Annotated in this window: 16 protein-coding genes and 1 tRNA gene; 10 read left to right on the top strand and 7 right to left on the bottom strand. The window is 61.2% G+C overall.

What is annotated here, in order from left to right:
• Positions 1-142: 142 nt before the first annotated feature.
• The 3 genes from HL657_RS03820 (at position 143) to tnpB (ending at position 2,118) form a co-directional block, all read left to right on the top strand.
• A complete protein-coding gene (locus HL657_RS03820) occupies positions 143-361 on the top strand; it encodes a type II toxin-antitoxin system HicA family toxin (RefSeq protein ID WP_153011839.1) in 219 nt (72 codons plus the stop codon).
• 14 nt (positions 362-375) lie between these two features.
• A complete protein-coding gene (locus HL657_RS03815) occupies positions 376-603 on the top strand; it encodes a type II toxin-antitoxin system HicB family antitoxin (protein ID WP_317295488.1) in 228 nt (75 codons plus the stop codon).
• A 288-nt stretch (positions 604-891) separates the two neighbouring features.
• The gene (gene tnpB, locus HL657_RS03810; protein ID WP_317295487.1) at positions 892-2,118 is read left to right on the top strand and encodes an IS200/IS605 family element RNA-guided endonuclease TnpB; all 1,227 of its coding nucleotides are present in this window, start codon (positions 892-894) and stop codon (positions 2,116-2,118) included.
• Positions 2,119-2,540: 422 nt separating this feature from the next.
• On the opposite strand, the gene HL657_RS03805 is transcribed toward tnpB, so the two are convergent.
• Positions 2,541-4,829, bottom strand: coding sequence for an MEMAR_RS02690 family S-layer glycoprotein (locus HL657_RS03805; RefSeq protein ID WP_317295619.1), 2,289 nt, complete (start codon positions 4,827-4,829; stop codon positions 2,541-2,543).
• Positions 4,830-5,345: 516 nt separating this feature from the next.
• Between HL657_RS03805 and HL657_RS03800 the strand changes: the two genes are divergently transcribed.
• From HL657_RS03800 to HL657_RS03780, 5 genes are all read left to right on the top strand, one after another.
• Positions 5,346-6,071, top strand: a complete 726-nt coding sequence (locus HL657_RS03800; RefSeq protein WP_317295486.1) for a thymidylate synthase — start codon at positions 5,346-5,348, stop codon at positions 6,069-6,071.
• Positions 6,072-6,123: 52 nt separating this feature from the next.
• Positions 6,124-6,196, top strand: a tRNA-Gln gene (locus HL657_RS03795).
• A gap of 51 nt (positions 6,197-6,247) precedes the next feature.
• On the top strand, positions 6,248-7,075 hold the full coding sequence (locus tag HL657_RS03790) for a TIM barrel protein (RefSeq protein WP_317295485.1): 828 nt from the start codon (positions 6,248-6,250) through the stop codon (positions 7,073-7,075).
• Between the two features lie 120 nt (positions 7,076-7,195).
• Entirely contained in the window at positions 7,196-7,456 is a 261-nt protein-coding gene (locus HL657_RS03785; RefSeq protein WP_250986771.1) for a type II toxin-antitoxin system HicB family antitoxin, read from the top strand.
• A 408-nt stretch (positions 7,457-7,864) separates the two neighbouring features.
• Entirely contained in the window at positions 7,865-8,251 is a 387-nt protein-coding gene (locus HL657_RS03780) for a nucleotidyltransferase domain-containing protein (RefSeq protein ID WP_317295484.1), read from the top strand.
• An 86-nt stretch (positions 8,252-8,337) separates the two neighbouring features.
• On the opposite strand, the gene HL657_RS03775 is transcribed toward HL657_RS03780, so the two are convergent.
• The 6 genes from HL657_RS03775 to HL657_RS03750 all read right to left on the bottom strand — a co-directional run bounded on the left by HL657_RS03775 (position 8,338) and on the right by HL657_RS03750 (position 12,815).
• On the bottom strand, positions 8,338-8,613 hold the full coding sequence (locus HL657_RS03775; RefSeq protein WP_317295483.1) for a hypothetical protein: 276 nt from the start codon (positions 8,611-8,613) through the stop codon (positions 8,338-8,340).
• 2 nt (positions 8,614-8,615) lie between these two features.
• A complete protein-coding gene (locus HL657_RS03770) occupies positions 8,616-9,032 on the bottom strand; it encodes an HAD family hydrolase (protein WP_317295482.1) in 417 nt (138 codons plus the stop codon).
• A gap of 294 nt (positions 9,033-9,326) precedes the next feature.
• A complete protein-coding gene (locus HL657_RS03765; RefSeq protein WP_317295481.1) occupies positions 9,327-10,061 on the bottom strand; it encodes a DUF1614 domain-containing protein in 735 nt (244 codons plus the stop codon).
• A 31-nt stretch (positions 10,062-10,092) separates the two neighbouring features.
• On the bottom strand, positions 10,093-10,695 hold the full coding sequence (locus tag HL657_RS03760) for a fibrillarin-like rRNA/tRNA 2'-O-methyltransferase (protein WP_317295618.1): 603 nt from the start codon (positions 10,693-10,695) through the stop codon (positions 10,093-10,095).
• Positions 10,695-11,555 carry an NOP5/NOP56 family protein gene (locus HL657_RS03755; RefSeq protein WP_317295480.1) on the bottom strand — a complete coding sequence of 287 codons (861 nt, stop codon included), beginning with the start codon at positions 11,553-11,555 and terminating at the stop codon, positions 10,695-10,697. The genes HL657_RS03760 and HL657_RS03755 overlap by 1 nt, the downstream gene beginning before the upstream one ends.
• Before the next feature lie 48 nt (positions 11,556-11,603).
• Positions 11,604-12,815: a tripartite tricarboxylate transporter permease gene (locus HL657_RS03750; protein WP_317295479.1), complete on the bottom strand. Its 1,212-nt coding sequence runs from the start codon at positions 12,813-12,815 to the stop codon at positions 11,604-11,606.
• An 89-nt stretch (positions 12,816-12,904) separates the two neighbouring features.
• Here HL657_RS03750 and HL657_RS03745 point away from each other — a divergent pair, with 89 nt between their 5' ends.
• Complete coding sequence (locus HL657_RS03745) at positions 12,905-13,585, top strand: uroporphyrinogen-III synthase (protein ID WP_317295478.1); 681 nt, start codon at positions 12,905-12,907, stop codon at positions 13,583-13,585.
• Positions 13,586-13,590: 5 nt separating this feature from the next.
• Complete coding sequence (locus HL657_RS03740) at positions 13,591-14,499, top strand: RNA-guided pseudouridylation complex pseudouridine synthase subunit Cbf5 (protein WP_317295617.1); 909 nt, start codon at positions 13,591-13,593, stop codon at positions 14,497-14,499.

The raw sequence follows: 14,499 nt of genomic DNA, 5'->3' as shown, positions 1-14,499 counted from the left end.
CTACTTAAGGACGGCTGATCGGGAGGGTGCCGGAGTTGGGAGACCCGGGGATGGTAGAGCCGGCCGTCACTCACAACGCCGTGGCTTCCCGGCAGCGAAACGAATATCCTGCAGTGGGGCCACTACTGAATGGAGGCATGGTGTGGGAAGACTCCGGGGGATCAAAGGTCACGAGGCGGTGCGGGCCTTTGTGCGGGCAGGCGGCGTGATGCGGCAAGGAAAAGGCGATCACGTCAACATTAAAATGCCATCCGGAGCGATTATAACTCTGCCCTGGTCAAAGGAGTTAAAGATCGGGCTTCTTACGGCGGCAATAAAGAAAGCCGGTTTAACAGAGGAAGAGTTTCTTGCATTACTTTAAGTGAGGGGCTAAAAATGGAGTTTACCGTTGTGATCCAGAAGGCTGAAGAAGGAGGGTTCTGGGCAGAAGTTCCGGCGCTTCCCGGGTGCTACTCCCAGGGAGAGACAGTCGAGGAGACATTGGAGAACATCAGGGAAGCGATCGAAGGGCACATGGAAGCATTGCGGCAGGAGGGGCAGGCGGTTCCCCCAGAGGAAGACCTGATCATCGGCAGGGTCCGGGTCTCCGAAGGCGTGGCGTAAGTGGGTGATGAGAGGCCTTCAGCCTGCATTCTCTGTAAAAACAGTGCAGTGGCTCATGGAGGTGACAATCTGTGGAAGTAAAGACGCTCAATGAGATCAGGATCCGGGGGTTCGAAGTGCTGGTGAAGAATCTCGGGCCTGCAGATGCGATACGGTTTATCTTGTGGGGTTGAAGGGGCGGAGCGAGAAGACCCCGGTCTTTAGGCCGGGGATGGAAGCGGAGCCCCTTCGTCATATTCCCGATGAATTACTCGAATATATATTATTATAAGAATACGTAATACTTGTATGCTTCAAGCCTACAAGTATCGGATGTATCCCAATGGGGGGCAGATTGCCACTCTCCTGCAGCACATCCATGCCTGTCGGTTTGTGTATAACCATTCTCTGGAACAAAAGCTCCGGGCATACGAACAGGAAGGGCGAAAACTCTCCTGTTCCGACCTGAACACCCGCCTTCCCGCCCTCAAGGAAGAGCATCCGTGGCTCAAAGAAGTTAACTCTCAATCACTCCAGAGTGCCAACAAGAACCTCGACAATGCCTTCACCCGGTTCTTCCGCGAGAAGAAAGGTTTTCCCCGGTTCAAGTCGAAGAAGAACCCGGTACAGTCCTTTCAGGTACCCCAGTATTACACCGTGGACTTCGATCAGGGGTGGATCAAACTCCCAAAGATCGGTGAGGTCAAGACAACTCTCCACCGGACATTCACCGGGAAGCTGAAGTATGCAACAGTCTCGGTGACGTCGACCGGGAAATGGTTCATCAGTATCCTCGTCGATGATGGGGCAGCAACGCCCGATCCCGCACCGTTTGCTCTGGATACGACGCTCGGGATCGATGTTGGGTTGACGGACTTTGCCACCCTCTCGACCGGGGAGAAGGTTGAGAACCCCCGGTTCCTGAAAAACTCCCTCCAGCGCCTGAAGGTATTGCAGCAGCGAGTATCCCGGAAGGTAAAAGGATCGAAGAATCGGCAGAAGGCAATCCTGAGACTTGCCCGGTGCCATGAGAAGGTCGCTAACCAGCGCAACGATTTCCTGCACAACCTCTCTTTTCGCGTTGTGAGCGAGAACCAAGCCATTGCAGTCGAATCGTTGAATGTCGCTGGAATGCAGAAGAACTACAAATTGGCACGGAGTATCAGCGACGTGTCGTGGAGCACGTTCTTCACGATGCTGGAGTACAAGTGCCAGAAGTATGGAAAGACTCTCCTGAAGATCGGGAGGTTTGAACCATCTTCAAAGATATGCAGCACCTGTGGGTACCTCAAGCGGGATCTCATCCTTGCAGACAGAGAATGGGTGTGTCCTGACTGCGGCACTCACCACGACCGCGACATCAACGCGGCGATCAATATCAAAAAATTCGCTCTGCAAGATCAGAATCTTGTTGGAGTATCAGGTGTGGAACGCACCGTCAAGCCTGTGGACTCGCTCCCGTTGGGGAGGAGAATGAAGCAGGAAGCCCCGCCCAAGAGGAGCGGGGTAGTTCACCCAGAGTTATTCCCATGGTAGCGGGGATTACACCAGAGAGCGCAAAACCTGGCTTGAGAAGGATCTCGATACGGTTGCTGCAGGAATCCTGGAGCGCCGGAAGAAGGAAACCCGCGCCTGAGGCTGCACCCGTTCCCGGGTGTCCAGACAGGCAGATCTGTTTTTCCCGCGCTGTTTTTCGCCGCCGCCGGCTCCGACGAGTCGGTCGGTGCCGTCTTCAATCAACACTCCCTGGATCACCGGGAATACCGAGATCATCGGTGGCGTGATCGTTCGGTCAAGCCCCATGAAATAGTCAGGTCTCTCTTCAGTGCTTTTCGGGGTGAAGTCCCGGGGGATTCAAAAGAGCCTCAGGTGCAGGACACAAAGCCAGACATCCTGTCCCATATCCGAAATAATGCTCAGTAGAACAGACTGAAAGAAAAAATAGGGTTAGTTAGGGTTTAGTCCCGACGCAGGACCAGGAAGGCAACCGCACCAAGGCCGGCAAGAGCAAGGAGTGCTCCGAATCCGGGGGACTGGGTCGGGGTTGCTGTAGTGGTCGTGGTCGTGGTGGTCTCAGTCTCGGTCGGGGTCTCGGTCACTTCGCCCGTGGGCTGCGTGGTCGGCTGGCCCTCGATCACGTTGAAGACTGCGGTCGCGACCGTGCCGGTGTCGATGGACTCAACCGTGATGATGTACTGGTCGACATTGAAGCTGGTTCCGTCGACCTCGAAAGACCACGTGTTCATGCCGTCACCCTGCTGGATGATTGCAGAGCCACCGGCGCCGGAGAAGGTGGAACCCTCAGTCTTCTGGCCCGGCTGGAACGCAGCGGAGGTGACCTCAACGTTCAGCGTTTCGCCGACAGCAAGGTTGGTGGTGCCGGTGATCGTGAACGTGCTGCCTGCAGCCTTGTCACCGATCGGGTCGATGAAGAGCTGGGGCTCGTCGACGACGAACGTGAGCTTCACGTAGGTGTCAGGGATGTTCGGGGAGTCAAGGGCATTGATCAGCGCAGCCGCCGCGGCGGGTGCCTGCAGGCCGGTGAGCTGCACCATGTTAATGCCAGATCCGCTAATCCATCCAGCGGTGGTCCAGGTGATTGACCCCGCGTTACCAGTAGTAACACCCATCGGGTGCTGGACGACAACGAAGTACTGACCTGCAGCGAGATCGGTGGTGTCGATGTCTTCTTCGAAGGTGCCGTCAGACTCAACAGAGGGTGAAAGCACATCCAGTCCACCGCCCAGGCTACCATAGTAGTTCTTACCGAAGACCCAGATGAACACATTGTCGGGGTTGCCCTGTGCGGTTCCGGAGAGCGTCAGGTCGTCTCCTCTTGCGACGGTGGCACCGCTCGTGGTCGCGCTGATGAACCCGGATCTGAGCGATACAGAGACCGTGTCATACTTGGCGTCGGAGAGTTTGTCCTTGTTTACGTTCTTCGAGACGGCGTAGATCGTGTAACTGCCGGCATCGATGTTACGGGTGGTGTCGGCGGTGTTCCACTTGAACGACCAGGTGTCGTCAGCTTCGACGTCTACCTGGTAGGGTGTCGTGTCTGTTACGTTCTTTGGATTGACACCATCTCTGTCGAGGTTCGGACCGGTCATGAAGATGTAAACATCGTTGTTGTCAGTGTTGGTACCGGAGAGAGTAATCTCCTCACCAATGTAGTAGGTACCGGTGCCGGATGCCGTGACGGTGACCGCACCTGCCTCAACCTTCACCTTGACTTCGTCGGACTTGTCGCCCGGCGCAAGTTCTTTGACCTCGATGGTGTAGGTCTTCGCATCGGTCGACGTAGTGGTGTTGAACTCGACAGTCCGGGTTCCACCAGCAGTGGTATTAATGATCGCCTCGTTAGCGAAGGTGGTCGGATTCAGAATTTGATACACACCGATCTGACCGGGTACAATCATCGGGGTGGTAGAACCAGCGCCCACGGTGGTCGTGACGTTCAGGTAATACGCCTTGCTCGACTCGCCGGTGACCGTCACGGTGAACGCGTTGTTGCGGATGACGGTGTCCTTGTTGGCAGTGACGGCAAGCGACCCGGTGGTGACCTCAAAGGTCACGGAGTTGGTGCTGTAGCCCTTGTCGTAAAGCGCACTGCCGGACTTCCAAACACCCTGAGCGGTGTAGGTACCTGTCGTAGCGTTGCTCAGCGCGACGAGTCCAGTGTCCGCCTTCTGGGTGCCGCTAAGGTCCACATTGAGGGCCACGCCCTCGAACGTCGTCACCGTACCGCCGGCGGGTGTGGTAACCCGGACCTCTACATCAGCGTCTCCCGACGGAAGAGTTCCAACATTGTGCTGGATCTCGAACCGGATGCTCTGGCCCCGGGTTACAGCTTTCCCGTCCACAGAAGTGGTTCCAGTTCCCTGCAGAACATCAAGGCCCACTGAGGGAGTCTCAACGAGAACGGTTCCAGCGGCTGCAGTCGGATCTGTGAAGGGGGCGCCGGTGAAAGCATACCAGGCTCCGGTCGAAGACCCAACTGCCGCTGAAGTCAGATCAAAATCCGAGACGTCAGCTACCGCAATGGTCTTGCCGACGGTCGCGCTGGTCGCACTTGAGACACTGCTGTACCAGACCAGAGTCCCGGAAGTACCAGGTCCTGGACTGCCAAACAGAGCATCTACATCGAGGTCGTCCTCGCCTACATAGATTGTATCGCCATCGCTAACACTCCGTGCCGCAGCCGGTGCAACGACCAGCGCAGCCGCGAGGATCATGGCGACAATCATCAGTTTTGTCATACTCTTCATACTATACCTCCATTGTGATGACATGAGGGAATGTGAACGCGAGGTACTCGACAGACGTCGAATACGGGTTCACCACGCTCTATACTCCGAATCACGGAATATGTCACAATATTTGTGGAACACTTAATATATCCTTTGTGGTCGACCGGGGAACTGGCGTCCCGAAAAGGCACCACAATGCTGGAAAACGCCCCGAATGCGCCAGGATCACGCTTCATTCCCGGATCACCGGGATTCATAGGTATGCGAGGATAAAAGTTTTACTCCGGAAAAAAACGAGAACCCCGGACTCCAGCGGCGCCCACTCTACCCCGTAAGCCCCTGGGTTTCCGCGGCGCCGCAACCCGGTCGCCACCCCGGGAGGGAGCGCCGCGGGTGCCCGCCCCGACCGCACCCAGGCCAGCGGCCCCGGCCGGCGCCATCTGCCGGAGCATCTATATACCAGACCCTCCCCAGTGCGGAGCCTTTTCTACCCCGGCCCGCCAACTACTCTCTATGCGGATCATTCGGGCCCCCACACTCGCACGGGCACACGAACTGGCGGTCAGGACCGTCCTCGAGAAGGGATGGGTGCTGGAGACCGAGAACGACGAGGCGACGATCGAGTGCGAGGAGCTCGCGCTCGAGGTGGAATCACCGGAAAGCGTTCCCATGGCAAGCCCCGCCTCCCGGTTCCAGCAACGGTTCCTGGACGCCTACGCCGAGAACCTCCTGCACGGCTCCGACGCAGAGTTCGAGTACGACTACCACCGGCGGCTCTTCGACTGGGGGGAACAGCTCACGGTGAACGGCGAAGACGTCCACGTCGACCAGATCGACTACATCGCCCGGAAACTCGGGCAAGCCCCGAACTCCCGGCGGGCGGTCGCGATCACCTGGAACCCGGTCGTCGACGAGAACCTCGACGACTGCCCCTGCCTGCAGCTCGTCCAGTGCCTGCTGCGGGACGGCAAACTCCAGATGAAGGTCGTCTTCCGGAGCAACGACATTCTCTCCGCCGCCGGCGCGAACATGTATGCGCTCGTCCACCTCCAGAAGGCGATCGCGGATCGGCTCGGCGTGCCCTGCGGGCGCTACACGCATATCGCGCTCGTTCCCCACGTCTACTACCGCCGGGATCTCAACGATATAGAACCGTTTTGCAAATCAGGTACTGCAATCCGGCCCGTTGCCGAGGTCTGCCGCGCCTGCGGGAAGTGCCCCCGCTCGTCCGGAGCATGATCCCGGGCCGTCACTTTAATTAAGATTCACAAACAACATTTTAGAGCCCAATAGCCCGGTAGTGTAGCGGTCAATCATGTGAGACTCTGGATCTCGCGACAGCAGTTCGAATCTGCTCCGGGCTACTCGAATCTTTTTCTCCGATACCTGAAAACCCATGCACCGGAGGGTAGTATATGGCTGATTACAACCTCGGCTGCACCGTGCGGCTCGACGACGAACAAACGCTTGTCCTGCTCGCAGAGCTCTACGAAGAAGGCGCAATCCGGCACATCCAGGTGCAGGCCGTCCCTCTGCCGCAGCCCCTCTTCAGAAAACACCTCGCACGAGTCGCCGCGGCCGGCATCCCCGCCGTCGTCCACGCGCCCCACCACGGCCACGGCGTCAACCCCTGCGCCCCCGCCGCCTATGACGACCGGCCGGCGAACGAGATCGAGGTATATATAGAAGAGGCGATGAGCCAGACCCTTGAAGCCGCCGACACCCTCGGCGCGGAGACGATCGTTCTTCACGCGGGGAGATATGAACCGGGAGGCCGCTTTGCCGCCGTGGAAACATTCGCCGACTTCCTCGACCGCCACAACGATCCCCGCCTCACCCTCGAGAACCTCCCCGCCGTCTACGCCGGCTACCCCCTCCTCGGGAACACCGCCGGAGAACTCGCGGCCCTTGCGGGCACAAAGATCACCCGGTTCTGCCTCGACTTCCCCCACCTCGCCTGCACCGCAAACTACCGCCACCTCTCGTTCGTGGAAGAGTTAGAACGGTTTGAGTCCCTCGACGTGGCCCTTCACCACCTCTCGAACATCCGGCAGGGCTCGATCACCGACGAGCACCTCGCACTCGACCACCCCGACAGCGGTCTCAACCTTTCGGCGGTCTTTGCCCGGCTCCGCCGGCACCCCGATGTGCCGACGACCCTTGAGTACAAGCAGGACTCCGCGGACGTCTACGCCCGGCAGGTGAAGGTCTTTGCCGGGCTCTGGGATCGTGCCGGGGAGTGAATCACACCCATAGCACATCGGGGCCACCCTGAAGAATTGGCCCAACAGCAACAGTCGTAATCCCGCTCGGCCGGGGAAAGCAAAATCCTATATGCGGGGGCAATCCCATTGAAATATATAATGATCCTTGAGTATATCAACGCGGCACTCGAACACGCCAACTACGAGATTATCGAGGACGATGAACCGTATTATGGAGAGATCCCGGAACTTCCCGGGGTCTTTGCAACCGGCAGGACGCTGGAAGAGTGCAGGAGAAACCTTGCAGGCGTCATCGACGAATGGTTGATCATACGACTCCGGCGCGGCCTCCCGATACCTCCGATCGCCGGCCGCACAGTGGGAGAGATCGTCAGGGTTGATACGGGTGCCGGAGCATAGGATCAGACCCATCTCATGGAACCAACTCGTAAAGAACCTTCAGGCCCTGGGATTCGAGGGGCCGTGCCGGGGAGGCAGACACCCTTTCATGGTGAAAGGAGATCTCGTTCTAACCATCCCAAACCAGGTCAGAGATCAGCGTCGACCTGCTCGTGCGCATCCTCCGGCAGGCGGGCATATCCCGTGAGGAATGGAGCCGGCTCACCAGGTAGCGATCTATGTCACCTTTTTTGTGGTTGTGAGACTGAACGACCGTCCGGGGACCCCGGATGGCGATATTGACTATATGGGGAAATGGGACAGACGACCAGCCCGATCCGGCCCCCCGCCGCAGGAAACGTTAATGTGAGAGCGATTCCCGTCTAAAACCTACAGGACTTCCGGGCACGCCCCGGGAGGTGAGAGCGAATGAACCGTTTTGTCCGGCATGCGGTTGAGCGGGCGAAGACCGTTAAGGGGTTCGAGAGGGTCCGCTTCATCATCCTCTACGGCTCCGTTGCCGAAGGGCGGGCGAGGACGGGGTCGGACATCGACTTCTGCATCTATTACGACGCCGGCCGCGAGGAAGCAGCCCGGTTCAGGTTTGCAGCGCTCTCCGATCTTCCCGACGACCGCTATGACATCCAGATCTTTTCGCACCTGCCGCTCTATGTCAGGACGGAAGTCCTCCGCGGAAAGGCAATCCACTGCCCCGACGAGCGGTTCCTCTACGACGTCGCGTACCCGACGATCCGGGAATTCGACGACTTCAAGCACCGGTTGTACAACTACATCGGCAAGGAGGCGACGGTGTGACGGGCGAGATCCGGGATACGGCAACCCGTATCAAACTCCAGGAGATTGGTCAAAGAGCGCCTCCCATTCAGTCGATACGTCCAGCGTCATAAAAAGTGCATCTCCTTGTATACTGCAATCAACCCCGCTTCATCGAGTCGGCAGTCGATGAGATCAAGGAATTGCTGCCGGGAGAGATTGAGTTGTTCCGCCATGCGAGAAAGCAACTGGTCGCTAATCTCCTTTGTGCCATGGGAAACCCATGTACGGATTCCCGTGTCACAACCGTTGTAGCTAAATACCAGTTTGATATGTTTTGACATCCTGGCATCGAACCCCTTCTTCATGAGGCGGCGCACGATGGCCTTGTTTTTTCGGGGCACGATCAGGTCTCTCCGGGTACGAGTGCGATGAGCTTCCTCCTCAGGTCGCGGGCACCTCCAAGTAAAGCACTCTCATCCTGCAGAACGAAATCGTTCCAGTTTTCCTCAAACTCGTCAATAATGTCCTTCAAACCTTCAGAGAGATCCGAGGCGACGACCAGTAGTCGGTACTCGTGATTATACAGGATATATTCCCCTTCATCCATCTCAGCCGAGATCTCGACAGGATGCTTGAGTTCCCGGATGACTCCATTGATTCTGACATGAATAAGAGGAATTTGCCATGGAGGCAACTCTGTTTGCGCCTGGGAGGCCAACCTGGAGATGAGATCGCTGTAGGTCTCACGGGGATGGGTCTTGAGATGGTTGAGTTGATCCTTTACTCCCGTTGCGATCTTAATTGATGTCATCTCTGACATACTACCGTGTACCACCACAGTAGTATATATCAGGTTCGATCACCGGTACCTCAGACCTCAACGCCATCAAATCAAGCCGGTCGCGATCCCCTTCGTCTTGCGGGGTTAAAAGGGCCGAGCGGAAAGAGCGCGGCCAACAGGTGTGGGGATGACACGGCACAATCATTTTGGTCGTGGGTGACAGGGCAACTATCTAACGCATTCACCCGCCGCACAAGCCCGGAACGGGTAGATCCCTCAGGCTTCGCCGCAACCCGGGTCAGACCGTCGGATTCCTCCCGACGCCCTACCCCCTCATGCCAGAAGCGCCGCGATGATCCCGGTCAGGAAGATCCCGTCGAACGTCCCCGCCCCGCCGATGCTCGCCGTCGGCGCCCCCAGTTCCGCGATACGGTGGAGGTTCAAGAGGTCCGCACCGATCAGGGTGCCGAGCGTCCCGCTCACGTAGGCGATGATCACCGCCGCGGCCGGGACGCCGCCTGCAAAGAGCGAGAGGATCAGCGCCGCAAAGAGCGCCGCGAGCGGCGGGATGAAGAACGGCGTCGCGATCCCGAGCCCCGGCACCGGGCGGGCGACGATTTTTGTTACGACGGTCACGACCGCGACCCCGGCAAGCGCAAGGGCGAAGAGGTGGTAGCCTTCGCTGATCACAACCGACTCGTAGAGCAGGTAGAGCGATATCGCCACCGGGATGAGGGCGCCGCCGACGTTGATCGCGAGGACCGTCCGCTGCGCCTGCTGCGGGATGCGGTAGAGCCGCCCGTACATCACGGCGTAGCGGTCGTAGGCCGGCACCCCCGGCCGGCCCTCAAGCGTGCTCACCGGGATGTTGATGAAACTCCCGATGAGCGTCAGGAAGAGAATGAGGAGCGCCTGCCACCAGGAGAACCCGAGCCGCGTGAACGTCGCCCCGATCGCCGTCAGAAAAAGGATCGGAAAGACGATGACGGCGAGGAGAAAGAGAACGAGCAGTCCGAAGAAGAAAAGAAGCATCAGCGGGGAGAAGGGGTTGAAGACGACCCGGTCCATGTGAAGGGGTTGCCCTCCCTTCTAATATATGCTACCCCCGGCGGGAGCAGACGATCGCGGCGTGATCGTGGTGGTAGGGGTCGAGCCACCGGACGTCCGTCACGTCAAGATGCTCCTCGAGCCCGGCCCGCGCCCCGGCGAGCACCTCGGCCGGCTCCCGCCGGACGTCCACGCTCCGGGTCTTGAGCATCAGGATGAGGTGGCCTCCCGGTTTGAGGAAGGGGAGGTTCCGCTCCGCGATCTCGACCTGGTTGGGCTGCGCCACGTCCTGGTAGAGGATGTCAACCGCCTCCATAAACGGCGCATACTCCTCCGGCCGGTTCGCGTCGGCCATGATCGGGACGATGTTCCTCCTCCGCCGTGCAACCTCGAGAAGATCCTGCATCGGCCGGGGCGCAAACTCCACCGCGTAGACGGTCTCGACGTAGTCGGCGACGTGCGAGACCGTGGTCCCGTTCGCTGCGCCGAGGTAGAGCACCCTTATTTCGGGGGTGAGTTCCACACCGCCGCCGAGGGTGTAGAGCGCCGCAAGCTTGCTCCGGTAGGGGTCCCAGACCCGGTAACCATCGAGCGTCCGCTCCCCGTAGACCCCGCCCTCGCCGGGAGAGACCAGCACGTTTCCAAGCCACTTCATCATGCCTCGACCCCCGCCTCGTCGATCTGCGCCTGGGCACTTTTGAGGAACTCCGGCACCGCCTCGCCCCGGTAGTAGTCGAGCCGGGCGGCGATGGCGAGTTTCGCCGCGAGCACCCGGGCCACCCGTCCCCGCACTGGTCTCGGCGCGTTGTGGACCCGCCGGTGCTGGAAGATGATCCCGTGCTTGGGCGGCGGCGTGCCGCCCCGGAGGTGCGAGAAGAGCGCCCGCTCCGAGCCGATAACCTGGATGGTGCTCCCCGGCATCCTCGCAAGCGTCTCAAGCCCCCCGGCTTTGGAGAGGAGCCTGGCCGCGACCAGCCCGCCGATGAGAGCGCTCGTATTCGGCATCACCTCGTCGGCCCGGGCCGAGACCTCCCGCATCAGGCGGCTCCTCGTCCCGGCGAGACGGTCGATCTCGTCGGCAACGTCCGAGAGACCCCCTCTTGCTCCCTTCCGGATGATCCCGAGCATCTTCTTCGCCGGAAGGGAGCGGTACTTCCGGGAGAACGACGGGTTCGTGACCTGGTACCACTCCGCGGCACGCTCCTGGAGAAGATTGATGACGTTATCGAGCTCGTCGAGCATCCTCACCATCTGGAGGAGCTCGACGTCCCGGCCCTGGTATGATTGCGCGATCCTCTTCCGGGCAAGGGTGGTGCAGACCGACCGGAGCAGGTCGACGTACTCCTCCCGGGTCCGGACGACCCCGCAGTCCCGGGCAACCTCCCAGTCGATGGGAACAAATGAATCCATACCGGTGCGGAGCGTGGCCGCCCGCTCCGCGAGCGCGGCCGGATCGGTGCCGGCGGTCCGGCACCCCTCCTCGTCGACGTCCCCGAACCAGTAGCGCTGTAGCATGGTACGGTATTGGTGCCCGGCCGATATAAGAGCAAACCCCGCTGGCCGTCAGGCGAGGCCGAAGGAGTAGGCCATCACCGGGACCATGATCGCACCCATGCAGTAGACCCGGCGGACGTTGACGAGGGACGGAACGCAGCCGACCGCCGTTGCGAGGAGAAGGACGAGCCCCCCGAACGGGCCGCAGAGGAAGAGGGAGAGGCAGACGACAAACGCGATGACGCCGTAGTTGAGGTTCGTGACGTTCAGGCCGGAGAACCGACCGGCAGTGCGCGAGAAGAGAAGGGTCAGGAGGTAGGCGCCGACCGCGGCCATCGCGCCCGCGAGGAGGATGGCGGTTGCCGGCGGCATCTCCTCGAGCGCTCCGATCGCCGCCATCACCCCGTTCCGGGTCCGGGATACGGCGTAGAACGCCGCAAGCCCGAGGAAGGCGTTCACGGTGTTCGCGGCGCTGGTCGCGAGGATGTACTCCCGGGGGTTGGAGTCGTAACCGACGACCGAGGTCAGGAGGGCGTTTGCCGTGGCGCTCGAGAGGCCCGGGAGCCAGCCGACGAGAGCGCCGGCGGCGGAGCCGAGGAGAGAGCCCCGACGGACGGCGCTCCGGGAGAGGTCGAATCCCCGGAACTGCTGCTCCGGCATCGCCCCGTGCGACGCCTTGAGAAGGACCGCGACCCCGAAGAGGCCGGAGAGGAGAGGCATCAGCACCCCGGACTCCCCACCCGCCGGCCAGGCGAGGAACGCGTAGCCGAGAGAGAAGAGCCCGAGAATTCCCGAGACCGCGAAGACCGCAAGCGCCCACCCGGGGGATTCCGAGACGACGATGAGGTAGCCGGCGACGGCGAGAATGACAAGGCCGATGCCCCAGTCGATCGCTGGCTGGAGAGAGGGAAGCACCAGGACAAAGGCAAGCGCGAGTGGGAGCGAGAGGGCGACACCGGCGGCGCTCCCGAGGGCGGATATCCGGACGGCCTCCTCTCCCCGCCCTTCGAGGCAGAGGGCGTGCGCGGGAAGAACCGCAAGCGATGTATCGGCGTCGGGGATGCCGAGGAACGTGCTCGGGACGCAGTCGAGAAACGTGTGCGTAACGAGGGTGGAAAACATCGCGGAAGCGACGAACACCGGGTCGAACCAGGCGAGCAGGAGCGCCTGGAGCGAGAGGAGGACACCCGCCATGGTGTTTGCATGGATGCCGGGGACGAGGCCGCTCACGGCGCCGCAGCCGATGCCGAAGACGGTGCCGAGCACGATTCCGGAGAGCACGATAATTACCGGTTGGAACAGCCGGGGATAAACCAACCGAATCGTCTCCCACGATACAGTCATATTCCACCGGGACGAAGGTTGTAGCGATGAAGATCGCCATCACCCGGCTCGAGAACAAGGCGGCGGGAGACCGCGCCCTCTGCGCAACGTATGGTCACGACTGCTACACGGTCTCGCCGCTGCGGGCGGATCTGCGGCCTGAACGGGTCGATACGTTCGTCGAGGCCGTCCTCCGCGGCGAGTTCGACTGCCTCTTCTTCTCAAGCGCCCTCCCCGCCGCGATCGTCGGGCCGAAACTCGACCGGTGGCCCCGGGTGATCGCGATCGGGCCGAAGACCGCCGAAGTCCTCAAGGAGTCCGGAATCGAGGCGGAGGTCCTCCCCTCGTTCTACTCCCGCGACTTCGTCCCCTACCTCGGGGACTGGCTCCGGGGCCGGACGGTCGGGATCCCGCGGGCAGACGTCCCGAACCCGGGCCTTCTCGATGCGATCGCCGCGGCCGGGGGGATGGTCAGGGAGGAGCGGGTCTACGCGCTCGTCCCCACCGGAGCCGAACTCGCACTTGACGCCGCCGACGCCATCCTCTTCACGAGCGCCATGTCCTACCGGGAGGCACGCTGGCAACCCCGCGACGACCTGCTCCTCGTCGCCATCGGCGAGATCACCGCGGATGCCATGCGGGCCGGCGGGCATCCCCCGGCGGTCGTCGGGGACGGGTCGCTCGCAGGAACCTTTGAAGCGCTGAACCGCTACACGGAAGGCAGGTGAGACCGTTGACCGGCCAGAACTATTCCGTCCCCGACTCCGGGATCGTCGTCATAGACAAGCCCCGGGGGCCGAGCAGCCACCAGGTGACCGCCTGGGTCGGGGACATCCTCGGGCGCCGGGTGGGCCACGCCGGAACGCTCGACCCGCAGGTATCCGGGGTGCTCATCGTCATGTTCGGCGGCGCCGTCCGGCTCGCCCCGGTCCTCCTCTCACACAACAAGGAGTATATCTGCCTGATGCGCCTTCACGGCGACGCAACCCGGGAGGCCGTAGACCGGGTGGCGGCGGAATTCACCGGCCGGATCTACCAGCGGCCGCCGAGAAAAAGCGCGGTCAAAAGGAGCCTCAGGATAAGGAAGATCCAGGAGATCGAGGTCCTGGATATGGACGGCAGGCTCGTCCTCTTCCGGGTTCGGTGCGACGCCGGGACCTACATCCGGACACTCTGCGTCCATATGGGCTACGCGCTCGGGGTCTGTGCCCACATGGAGGAACTCCGGAGGATTCGCTCGGGATCCTTCGACGAGACCGTTGCCGTAACGCTCCACGCACTCGCTGATGCCGCGAGAGCGGCCCCGGAGGGGAACCCCGAACCCCTGCAGGGGATGATCCTCCCCCCGGCGGCCGCCGTCCAGGACCTCCCCCGGGTCGTCATCCGCGACACCGCCGTCGACGCCGTCTGCCACGGCGCGGTGCTCGCCGGGGTGGGAGTCACGGAGAAGGTGGGCGGGTTTGCAAAAGGCGAGACGGTTGCGATCGTGACAGAGCGCGGCGAACTCGTGGGACTCGGGAGAGCCCTCATCAGTTCCTCGACGTTGAAGCCGGGAGAACCCGGGTTCGTCGTCGCCCCCACCACCGTCCTGATGCGGCCCGGCACCTACCCCCGCGCCTGGAAGGCGCACGCCGGGGCGTAA

The organism is Methanoculleus nereidis (genome assembly GCF_032944295.1).
In the GTDB taxonomy this organism is placed as follows: Archaea; Halobacteriota; Methanomicrobia; order Methanomicrobiales; family Methanoculleaceae; genus Methanoculleus; species Methanoculleus nereidis.
This window is presented reverse-complemented; position numbering and strand designations above follow the sequence as displayed.

Coding starts and splice junctions, on each gene's coding strand:
- HL657_RS03815 (WP_317295488.1), top strand. CDS start 376: ATGGAGTTTACCGTTGTGATCCAGAAGGCTGAAGAAGGAGGGTTCTGG.
- tnpB (WP_317295487.1), top strand. CDS start 892: ATGCTTCAAGCCTACAAGTATCGGATGTATCCCAATGGGGGGCAGATT.
- HL657_RS03805 (WP_317295619.1), bottom strand. CDS start 4,829: ATGATTGTCGCCATGATCCTCGCGGCTGCGCTGGTCGTTGCACCGGCT.
- HL657_RS03800 (WP_317295486.1), top strand. CDS start 5,346: ATGCGGATCATTCGGGCCCCCACACTCGCACGGGCACACGAACTGGCG.
- HL657_RS03790 (WP_317295485.1), top strand. CDS start 6,248: ATGGCTGATTACAACCTCGGCTGCACCGTGCGGCTCGACGACGAACAA.
- HL657_RS03785 (WP_250986771.1), top strand. CDS start 7,196: ATGATCCTTGAGTATATCAACGCGGCACTCGAACACGCCAACTACGAG.
- HL657_RS03780 (WP_317295484.1), top strand. CDS start 7,865: ATGAACCGTTTTGTCCGGCATGCGGTTGAGCGGGCGAAGACCGTTAAG.
- HL657_RS03770 (WP_317295482.1), bottom strand. CDS start 9,032: ATGTCAGAGATGACATCAATTAAGATCGCAACGGGAGTAAAGGATCAA.
- HL657_RS03765 (WP_317295481.1), bottom strand. CDS start 10,061: ATGGACCGGGTCGTCTTCAACCCCTTCTCCCCGCTGATGCTTCTTTTC.
- HL657_RS03760 (WP_317295618.1), bottom strand. CDS start 10,695: ATGAAGTGGCTTGGAAACGTGCTGGTCTCTCCCGGCGAGGGCGGGGTC.
- HL657_RS03755 (WP_317295480.1), bottom strand. CDS start 11,555: ATGCTACAGCGCTACTGGTTCGGGGACGTCGACGAGGAGGGGTGCCGG.
- HL657_RS03745 (WP_317295478.1), top strand. CDS start 12,905: ATGAAGATCGCCATCACCCGGCTCGAGAACAAGGCGGCGGGAGACCGC.